This is a genomic window from Microcystis sp. MC19, from assembly GCF_003019735.1.
Lineage (GTDB): Bacteria > Cyanobacteriota > Cyanobacteriia > Cyanobacteriales > Microcystaceae > Microcystis.
The window spans coordinates 1,549,060-1,563,320 of sequence record NZ_CP020664.1; the positions used below are offsets into that span (position 1 = coordinate 1,549,060).

At 42.8% G+C, this 14,261-nt stretch carries 13 protein-coding genes and 8 pseudogenes; 9 read left to right on the plus strand and 12 right to left on the minus strand.

The features are described from left to right. Positions 1 to 161: 161 nt before the first annotated feature. Positions 162 to 486, minus strand: a pseudogene (locus B5D77_RS07930) (IS4 family transposase); the annotation flags it as partial. Between the two features lie 132 nt (positions 487 to 618). After that, a pseudogene (locus tag B5D77_RS07935) lies at positions 619 to 825 on the minus strand (transposase); the annotation flags it as partial. Between the two features lie 137 nt (positions 826 to 962). Between B5D77_RS07935 and B5D77_RS07940 the strand changes: the two are divergent. The 4 genes and pseudogenes from B5D77_RS07940 to hsdR all read left to right on the plus strand — a co-directional run bounded on the left by B5D77_RS07940 (position 963) and on the right by hsdR (position 4,005). Continuing rightward, positions 963 to 1,196 carry a hypothetical protein gene (locus tag B5D77_RS07940; RefSeq protein ID WP_008197566.1) on the plus strand — a complete coding sequence of 78 codons (234 nt, stop codon included), beginning with the start codon at positions 963 to 965 and terminating at the stop codon, positions 1,194 to 1,196. Further along, a pseudogene (locus B5D77_RS07945) lies at positions 1,186 to 1,410 on the plus strand (type II toxin-antitoxin system RelE/ParE family toxin); the annotation flags it as partial. The gene B5D77_RS07940 and the pseudogene B5D77_RS07945, both read left to right, overlap by 11 nt. A 105-nt stretch (positions 1,411 to 1,515) precedes the next feature. Beyond that, positions 1,516 to 1,689 carry a hypothetical protein gene (locus B5D77_RS25795; RefSeq protein ID WP_157221716.1) on the plus strand — a complete coding sequence of 58 codons (174 nt, stop codon included), beginning with the start codon at positions 1,516 to 1,518 and terminating at the stop codon, positions 1,687 to 1,689. Between the two features lie 3 nt (positions 1,690 to 1,692). After that, a complete protein-coding gene (gene hsdR, locus B5D77_RS07950; protein WP_106908603.1) occupies positions 1,693 to 4,005 on the plus strand; it encodes an EcoAI/FtnUII family type I restriction enzme subunit R in 2,313 nt (770 codons plus the stop codon). Positions 4,006 to 4,040: 35 nt separating this feature from the next. Here hsdR and B5D77_RS28015 read toward each other — a convergent pair. From B5D77_RS28015 to B5D77_RS07960, 3 genes and pseudogenes are all read right to left on the minus strand, one after another. Continuing rightward, a pseudogene (locus B5D77_RS28015) lies at positions 4,041 to 4,142 on the minus strand (DUF4926 domain-containing protein); the annotation flags it as partial. Positions 4,143 to 4,240: 98 nt separating this feature from the next. Then, a pseudogene (locus tag B5D77_RS27065) lies at positions 4,241 to 4,466 on the minus strand (DUF4926 domain-containing protein); the annotation flags it as partial. After that, positions 4,463 to 4,813 carry a DUF6883 domain-containing protein gene (locus B5D77_RS07960; RefSeq protein WP_008197578.1) on the minus strand — a complete coding sequence of 117 codons (351 nt, stop codon included), beginning with the start codon at positions 4,811 to 4,813 and terminating at the stop codon, positions 4,463 to 4,465. The gene B5D77_RS07960 and the pseudogene B5D77_RS27065, both read right to left, overlap by 4 nt. Positions 4,814 to 5,129: 316 nt before the next feature. On the opposite strand from B5D77_RS07960, the gene B5D77_RS07965 reads away from it, so the two are divergent. Beyond that, a complete protein-coding gene (locus B5D77_RS07965) occupies positions 5,130 to 5,576 on the plus strand; it encodes a ubiquitin-like protein (RefSeq protein WP_106908604.1) in 447 nt (148 codons plus the stop codon). 59 nt (positions 5,577 to 5,635) lie between these two features. Continuing rightward, on the plus strand, positions 5,636 to 6,343 hold the full coding sequence (locus B5D77_RS07970) for a hypothetical protein (RefSeq protein ID WP_106908605.1): 708 nt from the start codon (positions 5,636 to 5,638) through the stop codon (positions 6,341 to 6,343). Between the two features lie 297 nt (positions 6,344 to 6,640). Here B5D77_RS07970 and B5D77_RS27070 read toward each other — a convergent pair. From B5D77_RS27070 to B5D77_RS08005, 5 genes and pseudogenes are all read right to left on the minus strand, one after another. Beyond that, a pseudogene (locus tag B5D77_RS27070) lies at positions 6,641 to 6,742 on the minus strand (transposase); the annotation flags it as partial. A gap of 208 nt (positions 6,743 to 6,950) precedes the next feature. Continuing rightward, on the minus strand, positions 6,951 to 7,175 hold the full coding sequence (locus tag B5D77_RS07985) for a Calvin cycle protein CP12 (protein WP_008197591.1): 225 nt from the start codon (positions 7,173 to 7,175) through the stop codon (positions 6,951 to 6,953). A 246-nt stretch (positions 7,176 to 7,421) separates the two neighbouring features. After that, positions 7,422 to 7,727 carry a hypothetical protein gene (locus tag B5D77_RS07990; RefSeq protein WP_008197592.1) on the minus strand — a complete coding sequence of 102 codons (306 nt, stop codon included), beginning with the start codon at positions 7,725 to 7,727 and terminating at the stop codon, positions 7,422 to 7,424. A gap of 291 nt (positions 7,728 to 8,018) precedes the next feature. Beyond that, positions 8,019 to 8,432, minus strand: a pseudogene (locus tag B5D77_RS08000) (RNA-guided endonuclease InsQ/TnpB family protein); the annotation flags it as partial. Between the two features lie 344 nt (positions 8,433 to 8,776). After that, positions 8,777 to 9,544 (minus strand): annotated as a pseudogene (locus tag B5D77_RS08005) (RNA-guided endonuclease InsQ/TnpB family protein); the annotation flags it as partial. Positions 9,545 to 9,696: 152 nt separating this feature from the next. On the opposite strand from B5D77_RS08005, the gene B5D77_RS08010 reads away from it, so the two are divergent. Then, positions 9,697 to 9,825, plus strand: coding sequence for an element excision factor XisI family protein (locus B5D77_RS08010; RefSeq protein WP_081504647.1), 129 nt, complete (start codon positions 9,697 to 9,699; stop codon positions 9,823 to 9,825). A gap of 12 nt (positions 9,826 to 9,837) precedes the next feature. Next, entirely contained in the window at positions 9,838 to 11,490 is a 1,653-nt protein-coding gene (mutL, locus tag B5D77_RS08015) for a DNA mismatch repair endonuclease MutL (protein ID WP_106908606.1), read from the plus strand. Between the two features lie 61 nt (positions 11,491 to 11,551). Here mutL and B5D77_RS08020 read toward each other — a convergent pair whose 3' ends face one another. After that, entirely contained in the window at positions 11,552 to 12,664 is a 1,113-nt protein-coding gene (locus B5D77_RS08020; RefSeq protein WP_008197605.1) for a cell wall metabolism sensor histidine kinase WalK, read from the minus strand. Positions 12,665 to 13,029: 365 nt separating this feature from the next. On the opposite strand from B5D77_RS08020, the gene B5D77_RS08025 reads away from it, so the two are divergent. Beyond that, positions 13,030 to 13,446, plus strand: a complete 417-nt coding sequence (locus B5D77_RS08025; RefSeq protein ID WP_039899537.1) for a DUF1816 domain-containing protein — start codon at positions 13,030 to 13,032, stop codon at positions 13,444 to 13,446. A 25-nt stretch (positions 13,447 to 13,471) separates the two neighbouring features. Here B5D77_RS08025 and B5D77_RS08030 read toward each other — a convergent pair whose 3' ends face one another. Next, positions 13,472 to 13,666, minus strand: coding sequence for a hypothetical protein (locus B5D77_RS08030; protein WP_008197609.1), 195 nt, complete (start codon positions 13,664 to 13,666; stop codon positions 13,472 to 13,474). Positions 13,667 to 14,261 lie beyond the last annotated feature (595 nt).

The window sequence follows — 14,261 nt, forward strand, 5'->3', positions numbered from 1 at the left end:
AAATCACAGACAAAAGCCAGTTGATACGATAATCAGCCAATAATTTTTCGATAAGTATGTAGGCGTTAAAAATTATCAGATGCCCCCCTTGATAACCTATCCATTAGTCACATCTTTCTTAACATAAAATTTGACAAAAAGAGAAAAGTGTGCCAGATGGCTCAAGGGGGTTCTATGGGGGGACTAATTTGATGAGATAGTTTCCAAGTCTGGCTGATATCATGTAACCTTCGCAGTCCCAACCAAATAGTTTTAACACCTGGTTCACCGTCACCTTTTCTACCTAAAAACCCCCCAAGAGAAGCAATCATTCTGACCGCTTCTGGCCAAGGAGGGCGGCTTTTCAGGTGGCGGACTCTTTTTATGAATAGTGGCACACAAAGATTGCCATTCATGTTCTTCCAAAAAACTTTCACAACTCTCCTCTCCGTGTAAGCGTGCTTGATAGGTTAACCAGAGTAATCTCCAAGCTACAATAGACCTCTTGCATAAATCCGAAAACAAACGATAGAAACAATAATGGGAGGGACTTTCAGTTAATTATTTATTAGTAGTTGATAATCTTCAAAAATGTTGCTGTACAAGGATCGACTTAAGACTTTTGCAAGAGGTCTGGTAGTAATCGTATACCGTTGACCACGGTGGTAGATCGTGGGGCATGGCTCGCCACTTGATCCCGTTATCGACCCAATAGAAAATCGCGTTGAGAATTTCTCGAATATTTACGGTGCGCGGACGACCGACTCCTTGATGCTCGGGAATCAAGGGTTTAAGGATTTCCCACTCATCATCAGTCAGGTCGGATGGATAGGGTTGTCTTTCCATTTACTTGTACTCTCCTTGTCTCTATTTCTTGCTTACAACCTCTTTTTCGATTCTGTCCACCTTTTTTACATTAATTTACGAACGCTCTCTTAGCCAGTAGAACCGTTAAAATGTAAATAGCGTCTTCCCGTAGCTCCATGATCATCCAAAAAATCATCGACGAACTCCACGAAATCCCTGAAGACCACCTGACTCAGATTTACGAGATCGTTCGATCCTTTCGCCTTGAATTAGAACGGGAACGATCGCACAACCCAGACGACACCCCAGACGAGGAAATCGTTGCCAACCTTAAACAAGGAATGCAAGAAGCCCTAGCGGGAAATACCATCCCCCTAGATCGAATGTGGGAAGACATTGATGTCGATTAACGAAAACCCCATCGAAATTAGACTCACCCCCCGCTTTCAAAAAGATCTCAAAATCCTCGCCAAACGCTATCGATCCATCCGCCAAGACTTACAACCCCTACTTCAGACCCTTCAGACAGGACAAACCCCCGGCGATCGCATTCAAGGATTCAATTTCCCCGTTTTCAAAGTTCGCCTCAAAAACAGTGATATTAAAAAGGGGAAAAGCGGCGGCTCTCCCAGCTTTGGTGGGTAAAATGTATTCTAAGATACATTTCTCAAGAGCGAGGGGGTGGAACGAACCACAAAGACACAAAGGACACAAAGATTGATCGATCCTATGTCAATTAAACTTATCACACAGAACCTAGAAGAGCCAAGCGGCGGTTATCGAGTTATCTACTACCTGCAAACCCAGACCGCCATCGTCCTCATCACCCTCTACTCCAAAACCGACCAAACCGACATAACCGATCGAGCGATGGCGGAAGCCATCAGCCAACTTGATTTCTAGCCCATGAACGAAGCCGAAACCAGAGCCGAACTGGTTGACCCTGCCCTCAAAGCCGCCGGATGGGGAGTCATTCCCGACAGTAAAATTCGTCGCGAGGTTATTGCCCCCGGTCGTCTAATCGGTTCCGGCCGGCGCAGTTCATCGAAAACCTGCGATTATGTCTTAGTCTATCGCGGTCACAAACTCGCCACCTTGGAAGCCAAAAAACGCGACGCGCACCCCACCGAGGGACTTGGGCAGGCCAAGGACTACGCCGAGCGCCTGCAAACCCCCTTCGCCCTCTGTAGCAACGGCCTCCGCATTTATCAAGTGGATACCCGCGCCGGAAAAGAAGGCTATATCGATCGCTACCCCACCCCGGAAGAACTCTGGGCGGCCACCTACCCCGATTCCAACCACTGGCGCGACCGTTTCGCCACCGTCCCCCCCGATAATAAAAGCGGGATGCGGGAGGCCCGCTACTACCAACACAACGCCATCCAGGCGTTTCTAGGAGCGATCGCAGCTGGTCAAAAACGGATGCTCCTGACCATGGCTACCGGCACCGGCAAAACAACGATCGCCCTTCAAATCGCATGGAAACTCTTTTATAGTAGTTGGAACCTCACTGGTGAACCGACCCACCGGCCCTGTATTCTCTTCCTTACGGATCGGAATATTCTGGCTAATCAAGCTTTAACCGAGTTTACCGCCTTCCCCGAAGATGCGCTCGTTAGGATCGAACCGAAGGAAATCCAGAAAACAAAGAAAGTCCCTAAAAACGGCAGTGTCTTTTTTTCGATCTTTCAAACCTTTATGACCCAAAACGGCGAGGAACTGGCCCCTAACTTCCTCGAATACGCTCCCGACTTTTTCGACTTGGTGATCGTGGATGAATGTCATCGGGGCGGGGCCAACGACGAAAGCACTTGGCGAAAAATCCTCGAATACTTCGCCCCTGCTGTACAACTGGGATTAACCGCCACCCCGAAACGGGATCTCAACGGCGACACCTACAAATATTTCGGCGAACCCCTCTACACCTATTTCCTGAAAGAAGGCATTAACGAGGGCTACCTAACCCCCTTTAAGGTGGTTGAATTCACCACCAGCCTCGACGAGTACCAATATGATCCCGCCGATGAACTGATCGAGGGCGATATCGACGAAAACAAGGTTTATACTGAATCCGACTTTAACCGGATTATCGAGATCGAGGAACGGGAGCGCCAAAGGGTAAAAATTTTTATGGAGGCGATCAACCAAAACGAGAAAACCCTGGTTTTCTGCGCCAATCAAGACCACGCCCTAGCCATTCGCGATCTGATCAATCAAATGGCCATCAGCAGCGATCCTAACTACTGCGCTCGCGTTACCGCCAACGATGGCAGCTTGGGAGACACCCACTTAAAAAAGTTTCAAGATAACGAGAAAAGGCTCCCCACCATCCTCACCACCTCTCGCAAACTCTCCACCGGGGTGGATGCTAGAAACCTGAGAAATATCGTTCTACTGCGTCCGGTCAAATCGATGATCGAGTTCAAACAGATTATCGGCCGGGGGACGCGCCTTTTCGATAATAAGGACTATTTCACTATCTACGATTTTGTTAAAGCCCATGAAAACTTTAACGATCCCGAATGGGACGGGGAACCGCAGGAACCCGTGGTCATCGATCCGAGGCCGCGCCCCGAACCACCTGACGCGATCGAAGCTCCTCTCGACGAGCCGGATCCTCTGCCGATACGCCAGAAAATTAAAATCAAACTGGCCGACGGCAAGGAACGAGAACTGGAACACACCCAGAAAACAACTTTCTGGAACGCTGACGGAAACCTGATCTCGGCCGAGGAGTTTATCCAGCAGCTTTTCGGGGATATTCCCGATCTTTTTCAAGATGAAGCGGAATTACGCCTTCTCTGGGGCCGACCCGACACCCGCAAATCCCTGCTAACTGGACTCGCGGAAAAAGGCTACGGCGAGGAGCATCTACAGGCGATCGCCCGTATCACCAACACGGAAAACAGTGATATTTACGACGTGCTGACCTATATCGCCTACGCAGCCAGACCCCTGACCAGAGAAGAGCGGGTAATCAAGCACAAAGATTTAATTTTCTCGAAATACACGGGAAAACAAGGGGAGTTTCTCGACTTTATCCTTGATCAGTATATTCGCTCTGGCGTTGGCGAGCTTGACCGGGAGAAATTGCCAAAACTGATCGAGATTAAATATCACACCATTAACGAGGCGATCTCCCAATTGGGAGACATTCAAGAAATTAGCGGGGTATTTATCAGTTTTCAGCCTTATCTCTACTTAGAAGACGCGGCCTAATCCCCCCTGCCACCCCATAGCGGATACACCACAGTTTAGGGTCTTTTGTCAACCGGAAAGTCCAGTAAAGAGCGAGTGAAATCTAAAATTTTTTGTTGCTTTTCCTTGGGTAATTTATTAATTAAAGCTGTTAGCTGTTAAGTAAGTAGTTATAATTAAATTGAAGATAGATTTTGCCTCTGATCCCCCCTGCCCCCTTGATAAGGGCGGTGTCTGACAACTTTTAACACCTAACTAATTAAAGATAACCACGTTTTGCTCTTAGCTTTCCAGATGACAATAAATTGCTGCATTGGCAGAGGACAAAGAGCTATAGTTTCCCCTCGATCATTACTAAATTCAATTTCGTAACAACCATCATTGTAGTCTTCAACGATTGTCCCTTGTTCTCCCATTATTAAGTTATATTCAGGCAAGTCAACTAATAATTCAACAAGGTCAAATAATTCTGGTTTAATCATGGTCTTTTTCTCACATATAAAGTTACTAATCTAGCTGTATCACTATCATGCTCAACAATCCATCCAGTCCTGACTATTTCTTTTTGTCCCGGTTCAATTCCTGTAATTTCTAGATCGACTTGATAACGTTGTCCATGGTTATCTGTACTTTGATAAACAGCGTTTGCTTCAAGAGCTTTGTCGGCAATTTGTTGTAGGAGTGGCTCATGATTATCTTGAGTATATCCTAAGTGCCGTTGAAACATGAGGGCTTTATTTAATCCTTTTGGATTGTCTAAATTAAGAGTATATTGAGTTAATTTCCTAGAATCTATTTTGACTTTGTTGACAATATCTTTTAATTTCATTTATAATCACTACTACCGCTATTAAAGCTTAAAACTCCTTTCCTTATCATTCAATTGCTGCCATTTTTCATCTGCTTTTGAATCGGGGTTAAGCTGTTGACTATATAAATTACTCGTTAAGATTGTCGGGGAGCGCCGGAGCTGCGGAGCAGGGAGAAGCAGTTCGAGCATTTGTACTAAAATTTTCCCTACCCAGTTTAAATTCAGTACAGCTTATCAGGTTTCAAGGATTGTCTTTGTCAATAAGGCTCCCTTGTTGCGTTGAATAATTATGAGAGATATTGTACAGTATTGAAAAATACCCGAGAGAATATCAATGCTTAAAAAATCTAAGAGTACAATTGTTATTTTGTTAACCATTACCTTTTTAGCTTTAGGAGCTACATCAGCAATAGCGATGCAAATTTTTGTCAAAACGATAACTGGCAAAACCATAACTTTAGAGGTTGAGCCATCTGATACAATTGACAATATAAAAGATAAGATTCAAGACAAAGAAGGTATTCTCCCAGAGCAGCAAACTTTGATATTTGCTGGTAAGGTTTTAGAAGAGTGGCGAACTTTAGCTGATTATAATATCCAAAAAGAAAGCACATTACATCTAATCCAAAATTCACCTGTAACTATTTTTGAACCTTCGGTAACAACCGCTCTAATTTTTCTAGGGTTAGGAGCTATAATAGTAAAATCGACGAATCTTGATCAACATCGCAAAAAACCAGACCAAAATGCTTTAAAATCGGCTAAAATAGTTCATAAATGAACTTCCCATAAATAGGGTGGCTGGGGTGATGATTAGTTTAGCATTAGTGAAAATTTGGAATGGTCGTGATTATGATGAAATTATTAGGATGTGTAGTCATTTTTACAAGTTTAGTGAATGTTACACCAGGAATGGCAAATTATTTCCCCCGACAAATTGCCCAAGCGTCTAGAACTTCTTCGATTCAAGGTTATTGTTTTTCGGTCGCTAATGATGATCTGGATTCTACCGCAAGGATTTATATTCAGGGAAATCAAGTCACGGGTCGGGTAGAAGCTACAATTCATAATGAACAAGCATCTTATTATACTTCCTATACTCAAACCTTACAAGGAACAAAAAAGGGAAATCAGTTAAACTTAAATATCACGACAAAAATTGAGTTAGACACCCAAAAAACTCGAGAAATCTGGACGTTAACCGCAGATTCTTTGAATACGGGACGAGAAGTTTATCGAAAAGAACCTTGTTTAGTGTCTCAAATCCGGTTTGCACCAGGAACTAATAGCGCCACCGTTAATCAATCGGTTGTTCGAGGGAGTAGAGATATTTATTTATTAAGAGCGAATCAAGGACAGAGAATGGATCTGAAAATTACATCGTTAGAAAATAATGCCGTATTTGATGTGATTGCACCGAATGGGGAAATATTGAAAACAGAAGCCACCCAATCTAGTTTAAAATTACCAGCCACTGGAAATTATGAAATAATTGTAGGGGGAACTCGCGGCAATGCCAGCTATAAATTAAATGTCAAAATTCAATAAATAGTTTTACTAGGATAAAACTGCTCGATGCAATGGTTCGAGAGAAACCCAACATTCTTAAAGACATCGGTGCGGTGTTCCATCAAGATAAAAGTCCTCTTCTTTTGACCAGTCTTCTGGGACTTGAATAGTTCCAGCCATATCTTCTAAAATGTCCCGAGCATCTCCTCAAGGTTTTTCTGGTATTTCTGCTTCTGAGACGATGGAAATCAGGTAACGGGTATGAGATTTTGCCTGTCTCAGAATGAAAGACTTTACCATCAAAAATAACGGTTAATTGTTTTTATTATTATTTTGTCGTTCTACAGCAGTCTGGCAAGTATGGGAATGTAAATGATCAACAAATTTAAACTCTTTTCTTAGTGCTGTGGTGTAGGGAAATAACTCTGTTTTGCTAAGTACCTAAGCAAAATTAATTACACATATCTAACCACCTCTTGCCTCCTGCCTTTTGCCTCTTGCCTATCTTCACTAGGAAATTAATTTTGCACGACTACTTAACACCACGATTATTCATCTAGCAACGAGGGGCGATCTCTTTATAGTTGAGATCGCCCTAAAGCTAGGATTCTACTGTCAGGAGAGAAAAAACCGCTGCCCGACTCCATTAATCGTCATAAACGCGACACTCGGCGGCATCGGGATTATCATCACAATACTGTTCGAAGTAGGTTTTTTGGGGGTGGTCTTGACGTTGGTGAGCGGCTTCTGCTTGTAATTCTTCCACCGCATCCCAAGCGGCGGCGCATTCGCCAGAGGTGGCACCTTCCGTACTACAGACGGCTCTGGCGTTTTTTCGCTCTTCTTGAATTTTATCTTGGATATTGCTCATGATTCCTCTGGAATTTATCTATTGACACTCTAACAATTATACAGTCACGTTTTCAAACCACAGGATCGGTTATCCCAATCGATCGCCTCTCCTGTGCTATTAAGCCGATCCTAGCGCAATTTTTGGGGAATTTAAGATCAAGATTTCCTGACCGGGCCAATTTTTAGCCCAGATTTCGCACTGGAGAAACGCCAGAGGGATTTCTCCCCGGGATAGACAGCGAGCAGAACCATATACCGACTTATTCTAGGGACTGTGGAAAAAGACTGTTTTGCCGGCAATAGTCAGCATTCCTGTCACCAAAATGCCGACAATGCTAAGGAATCCAATGGTGGTAATGTTGACTTGTGCGTTGAGATCGTCAACCCGCTTTTCTAGTCCCGTAACTTTGGCATGCAAGGCCTTAATATCTCCTTTAATTTCTCCTAGTGGACTGTTTTTGATCGCCTTCTGTCCATTTTCTCGGTTTGTCAGTCGGGATTCGATCGCTTTCTGTCCGCTAACGATTAAATCTTCTAACCTTTTCAGATCATTTTCGGTAACTGCTGTCATCAGTGAAAATCCTCTTAAAGTTGAATTTTTCCTGGTCTCCTCATCAATACTCTATCAATATTTTCTCGGTCGCGCACTCTTACCAACAGTAATTCACAAAAATCAGATTCCCTACTGAGAGCGCCTAGTGATCCCGTCAAAACTGAAACAGTTTTTGATACCGAACCGGCTCTTTATCTCTTGGTTCATCTGGGTTGCAGGGACAGCATCACGCGCATTTATGGCTGTATAATTCAGGTTGATATTATTAATATTGACACTCCCGTCGCGCTTATGCGAGGGATTCTTGGTTCATCGAGTTTCCTTAATCTGACAGGACGTATCCAACCAAACCAGAGGGAATCTCTCCCCAAGCGTATTAGTTTCGGTATGCCCTACCGTACTTAGTCCCTTTTTGAGAATGTTGATAGCGGCGTTAATGTCTCTATCTTCTACATAGCCACAATCGGGACCAATATGGGTTCTTGTAGATAGAGATTTAGAGACTTTTTGACCACAATTAGAACAGTTTTGACTCGTGTTATGGGGGGCTACTGCTACCGTAGCCTTACCATATTTAAACCCAAAATATTCTAACCATTGCCGAAAAGTTGACCAAGCCACATCATTAATAGATTTAGCTAGTTTAGAGTTTTTTCCCATGCCTTGAATATTTAAGTTTTCGTAAGCGATGAAATCGTTAGATTTAATGACGCGCAATGCCTCTTGGGAGCATCCCACTTTTGCAATAAGAAATTGTACTTAGATGCGAAATGCTTAGATGGCAAGCCTTTTCGGGAGTTCATAGATTTTTAACGGTTCTCTAAATTGTGTGATTCAAACCAGAATCGTTACTACAAAAGCCTTCTCCCCCTTCCGAGCATTTATACTCATTACATAATTGGGATGCTCCCATGCCTCTTTTTCAACAAAGCCTTTACGTTGCCTACTTACTCTTAAGTAGGTGGGTGGAATTAAATATAAAATAAACGTAGGTTGGGTTGAAGCATGAAACCCAACGCCCGCATGGGTTACGCTACCGCTAACCCATCCTACAAATAATTGTGCCTACTTACTCTTAAATGCTTTCTAGCATATCTCTTTCTAGCCTTTTGGTAGTTGTTTGATTGAGGTTGACCTTTTCTAAACTTTTTGGATTTTTTCCGATTCAAACGGTTTAATCTTTTTTCCGCTTTGCGATAGTATTGCGGTATCTCTACCGTTTCCCCATCACTGTTAGCGTAGAAAACTTTTAAACCTACATCCAATCCCACACATCTTTTAGTCGGTTCTAGTGGTTTTGCGTATTCCCGAATATCAACGCTAAGGCAGAATTGGACATAATAACCATCCGCTCGTTTAACAATCCTAACTCGTTTAATTTGGTCAATAGGATAAAAGTTTAGGTCTCTAGTTCCTTTCAGTTTAATCGTGCCAATATTTTTCTTATCTGTGAAAGTAATTTTCTTTCTATCATCCGATAGTTTCCATCCACAGTTTTTATATTCCACAGAACGATTATTTTTCTGAAACTTGGGATAACCCTTTTTACCTTTTATTTTTTTCTTACAATTGTCATAGAAATGGGCAATAGCTGACCAGGCCCGTTCGGCCGATGCTTGTCTAGCCATAGAATTTAGAGTATCGACAAACTTGAACTGTTTGGCGAGAACTGCACAATATTTATTGAGAGAATATTTATCGATTTTGTCTTCCCTCTTGGCATCCATCCAAAGCCTTAAAGCCTTATTACGGATGAATTGTACTGTACGAATAGCTTCATCAATGGCAGAACACTGACTTGGTTTGACCACGGCTTTCATTTCTAAGACAATCATTGCTTATCGACCTCAAACAACTTATTTTGTCTTAACCTATACAGCATAGATTGTCAAGATTTTAGTCGTGCTTCGCTGTTTTATATTGGTCGGGGTTTCATCCCGTCGCTAAGCGCGAGGGTCTTCACCCCGACATTTGAGATAAAATCTGAGTGCAGCAGGACGGCACGGCAGCAGCGATCGCTGATAAATTGGTAGCGAGGGGAGTCCCCAAACAAAACATCGTTTTAGCTTACCATGGGCCCCATGTGCGACAATATACCGAGTTTGCCCTTGGCTAAAACCATTAATTGATGACTTTGCCCATAGAAGTTTTACCCCAAGACGTAATCGATTTAATTGCCGCAGGAGAGGTAATCGACTCTTTAGGCGCTGTGGTGCGAGAATTAGTCGAAAATGCCATTGATGCGGGGGCGGATAGGATTAACATCGATATATCTCCCCAAAACTGGCGAATACAAGTATCGGATAACGGGAGGGGAATGTCTAGAGAGGATTTGCAACTGTGTAGCTATGCCCACAGTACCAGCAAAATCCGCCAACGGGACGATCTTTGGCAGATTACCAGTCTCGGATTCCGTGGTGAAGCTTTGCACAGTATCGCACAGGTGGCGCGTCTGCGGGTTGCCAGTCGCCATGATGATGATTTAGGTTGTTATTGTCTTTACAATCACCAAGGCGAGCCGGATAATTTAGAAACGATTCCTATAGCTATCGGCACTATCGTCACGGTAGAGAATCTCTTTGGTAACTTTCCTGTGCGTCGTCAAGCTTTACCGTCAATTAGCAAACAATTAAAGGATATACAGACTTTAATTCATAATTTTGCTCTCTGTCATCCTCAAATTACTTGGCAGGTTTTCCAAGATCATCAAGATTGGTTACGCATTAGTCCTGGTAAGGATGCCAGTCAAATATTACCCCAATTAGTTAAATCTCTGCATTTTAACGATTTAGCATCGCTAAAACTTGACTTAACGACTCCTGACGCAGAATCGGCTCAAATTGAATTAGTCATTGGGTTGCCCGATCGCATTTCTCGCCATCAACCGGATTGGGTTAGAATTGCTGTTAATGGGCGAATGGTGCGCTCATCGGAGTTAGAACAGGCAATATTTAAAGCTTTCGCTCGCACAGTCCCTAAAGATCGCTATCCCGTTTGTTTTCTCCATCTACATCTTAACCCCCGTTCGATCGATTGGAATCGTCACCCAGCTAAAGCGGAAATATACCTGCATAACCTCATTTTTTGGCAAGAACAGATAATTTCAGCCATAGACAAGGCGTTAGGACTAAATCCCGAACATATACCTGAAAAAGCGCAAAATCAGCGCATCAGTCAAATTCTCAAGGCTGCCGAGGAAAAAAGCACCTATACAATAGGGGAAAAATCCTCGAAAAATCGGCTGGAATTAAAGGCATTGGCCCAAATTCACCAAACTTACATAGTTGCCGAACATCCTAACGGATTATGGTTAGTGGAACAACATATTGCCCATGAGCGGGTTTTGTACGAACGTTTAGAGGATAACTGGGAAATTGTGCCGTTAGATACTCCGATCATCTTAAATCAGTTAACTACTCGACAAATCGAACAATTACAACGTTTAGGATTAGAAATTGCCAGTTTTGGCGATCGCTCTTGGGCAATTCGTAGTATTCCTGTTCTACTCAAAGAACGCGAGGATCGGGCTGATGCTTTACTAGAATTAAGTTTAGGAGGCGATTTACAAACTGCTCAGGTTGCTACCGCTTGCCGGAGTGCTATCCGCAACGGTACAGCTTTAAGTTTAGAAGAAATGCAGAATTTACTCGATGATTGGCAAAATACCCGTAATCCCCGCACCTGTCCCCACGGAAGACCGATTTACTTATCCTTAGAAGAAACTTCCCTCGCTCGCTTCTTCCGTCGTCATTGGGTAATCGGCAAAAGTCACGGCATTTAATCAGTGATCAGTTATCAGATGTGAGTTTTCAGTTTACTGATTACTGATTACTGTTCACTGTTCACTGAAAATTGGCAGATATGGTGAGGGAAAAACGAAAAGTGCTGCCTTTACCTAATGCACTTTCCACCTCGATTTGACTTTGGTGTAATTCCACTAAACGACGGGTAATCGCTAAACCGATACCACTACCCCCAGAATAACGGGAACGAGAGCGATCAGCCCGCCAAAAGCGCTCGAAAATAAAGGGTAAATCCGCTGCTGCAATGCCGATTCCCGTATCGATAACGGCAATTTGTAGGCGATTTTTGTCCCTTGTCACTTGCAGGGTAATTGTGCCATTATCAGTGTAACGAATGGCATTACCGAGCAGATTAACTAGGATTTGTTCGAGGCGATCGGGATCGGCCATGACAGCTGGTAAATTGGGGGGACAATCTAACTGTAAAGTCGGTCCATCTTCTAATAGTTGATCGGCAAATTTTTCGATGAGAGAATTTAACAAAGGTAATAAATTAACAGGTTGCAGTTTAATCGAAAGATAACCAGATTCCGCTCGTGATAGTTCCTGTAGATCGTGGGTTAAACGTTCTAACCTGCGGGTTTCTTTCACTAATTTCTGATAAAGTTCTGGATTAGGTTCGATCGCACCATCGGCTAATTCTTCTAAATATCCCCGTACCACAGTTAAAGGGGTGCGTAATTCGTGGGTAAGATCACCGATTAATTCCTGTCGCCTTTTTTCCACATCGGCTAAACTAATCGCCATCTGATTAAAACTAATGGCTAATTGATTTAATTCCGGTATTTCGCTTTCTGGAACTCTCGCCGATAAATCCCCTTCGGCAAAATTTTTAGTGATTTGTTTTATTTGTTTTACCGGTTTTATAATGCGTTGAGAAACCAAAAAACTAAGATAACCAGCCGCACTTCCTCCCGCAATGAATGACCAAATGGCACTACTATCCCAAGCTGTCTCAAAACCCCTAACCAAGAAAGTTCTCGCTGATCGCACGGTAAAAAATCCCTGCCTTTCTAACTGTTCCAAACGCAAAACAAACATTCGCGGAGAAGATAATTTAGCAATGATAATAAAGCTACTCAATCCCACCACCATAACGAGGAGATGGGATAAAAATAATCTGGTTCCTAAGCTTAATTTTGGTGGCTGCATATTTGTTAAAAAACTCTATTAGTCGTCAATGTTATTGACAGGGTTTATCATAAAGATGAAGTATAAGAGGGTTTGGCATCGACAACCGATTCCAACAAACGAAAACTTTGTACTTCACCATTAAGATAACTGCTATATATTCGGCTACAGCATCTTGAATAAAGGACTCGATCAGGTTCTTGCTGTGGAAGCATCTCCTGTCAAGCTATGCCGTGAGGGGAGAGTAGGTCAAAACCTAACTTTTTGCCGCTCTATGCTATGGTATCAAGATGCGCTACTCTGTTAGGAGATGATTTTGCTTGAGTCATCTGCTCAAAGTAGCGTCTGTTTTTTTAACCCTTACCCCAAAAGAGAATCTTTTCTGTATGCTAGAGGCTAATAATCAGGGAGAGAATCAAATATTTCTCTATGAAGTTGTTTTTTCGGGTTCTTCTGGCTCTTTGCCTCAACGCTTCTCCCAGACAGTCCTGCGAGTACCTAAAAGCCGCATGAGTCAAGAAACACAGCGCCTCCTGCGCCAAGGTGCCAAGATTCTCAGTATAAGGCCTCTGGACCTGGAAACTGTCTCGATCAAGCCTAGTTTACCACCTCAACCCTGGTGGATAGAGATCACCACCAGTCAGCCGAAATGTCTCTATTATTTCGGTCCTTTTGAGAGTTTTTCGGAAGCTTTATCCCATCAATCCGGTTATATCGAAGACCTCCAATCGGAATCTGCCCTGGGAATTAACAGCGAAATTAAACAATGTCAGCCAGAGGTTTTAACCCAAGAAGATTGTTAGTTTATGTATCTAATTTTACAGATTTTTAGGAATAGTTAGCCTCCTCTTGTTTTCGTTTAATAATGCCTTCACCTTCACAGAATTTACAGGGGACGGATTCATTCTCCGTCTCTAGATAGATTCTTCTCTTGCCTTGGCAGTGGGTACAGATAACCTGTTCTTCCCACCAATAATCCTCTAAAAAAGCCTCATCGGTAATATAGGTAAAATCTTCAAACATGGGCTTGTCCTCTTATCGTTCAGATAGCTTAATCTGGATTCATCTTTCCACCTGAGAAATTGAAAATCACTTTTACCCCCATCCTAAAAAAGATCGGGTTCATTCTTCTTGAAACTTAAATTACTTCATATTTATTTATATTTATTAATATATAATGAGTGTTCACTATCAAGCTGGTGTATCTCATATTTGTGACTTTCTGTCACTCATGATGATCAGCAGAAGTTATACTAAATCCGTTTTTAATAGCGTGATTAACACTCCTATAAATTGTTTCTCCCCGCTACCCACTCTCCTATACCTTTTAACGCGGTCCTGCAATTTACTTGGATTACCCGCAGGGAAGACAAAGAACAGGGAATTTTTATCTGCACTTTCAGGAAACGACTGGAATCTTTTCTCTATTAAATTTGGCAAGAATCCTCTTTCAGTGCCTACAAAAATACCGCTTAATTAGGGTTTGCTGAAAAAGTTTGTTGGTGGGGTTAAGGAGTCGGTCGTCAGTAGCCGGTCGTCGAGAGTTTCAGGCTTTGTTGCCCTCTCTTTTTATACCAATTTATGTACTACAAGAGGTCTAATGCAAGGTTTTTGAGAG

What these genes read in the sequence shown, in the direction of transcription:
- B5D77_RS07940 (WP_008197566.1), top strand. Translation starts at nt 963, where the DNA reads ATGATCATCCAAAAAATCATCGACGAACTCCACGAAATCCCTGAAGAC.
- B5D77_RS25795 (WP_157221716.1), top strand. Translation starts at nt 1,516, where the DNA reads ATGTCAATTAAACTTATCACACAGAACCTAGAAGAGCCAAGCGGCGGT.
- hsdR (WP_106908603.1), top strand. Translation starts at nt 1,693, where the DNA reads ATGAACGAAGCCGAAACCAGAGCCGAACTGGTTGACCCTGCCCTCAAA.
- B5D77_RS07960 (WP_008197578.1), bottom strand. Translation starts at nt 4,813, where the DNA reads ATGAAATTAAAAGATATTGTCAACAAAGTCAAAATAGATTCTAGGAAA.
- B5D77_RS07965 (WP_106908604.1), top strand. Translation starts at nt 5,130, where the DNA reads ATGCTTAAAAAATCTAAGAGTACAATTGTTATTTTGTTAACCATTACC.
- B5D77_RS07970 (WP_106908605.1), top strand. Translation starts at nt 5,636, where the DNA reads ATGGTCGTGATTATGATGAAATTATTAGGATGTGTAGTCATTTTTACA.
- B5D77_RS07985 (WP_008197591.1), bottom strand. Translation starts at nt 7,175, where the DNA reads ATGAGCAATATCCAAGATAAAATTCAAGAAGAGCGAAAAAACGCCAGA.
- B5D77_RS07990 (WP_008197592.1), bottom strand. Translation starts at nt 7,727, where the DNA reads ATGACAGCAGTTACCGAAAATGATCTGAAAAGGTTAGAAGATTTAATC.
- mutL (WP_106908606.1), top strand. Translation starts at nt 9,838, where the DNA reads ATGACTTTGCCCATAGAAGTTTTACCCCAAGACGTAATCGATTTAATT.
- B5D77_RS08020 (WP_008197605.1), bottom strand. Translation starts at nt 12,664, where the DNA reads ATGCAGCCACCAAAATTAAGCTTAGGAACCAGATTATTTTTATCCCAT.
- B5D77_RS08025 (WP_039899537.1), top strand. Translation starts at nt 13,030, where the DNA reads ATGCTAGAGGCTAATAATCAGGGAGAGAATCAAATATTTCTCTATGAA.
- B5D77_RS08030 (WP_008197609.1), bottom strand. Translation starts at nt 13,666, where the DNA reads ATGTTTGAAGATTTTACCTATATTACCGATGAGGCTTTTTTAGAGGAT.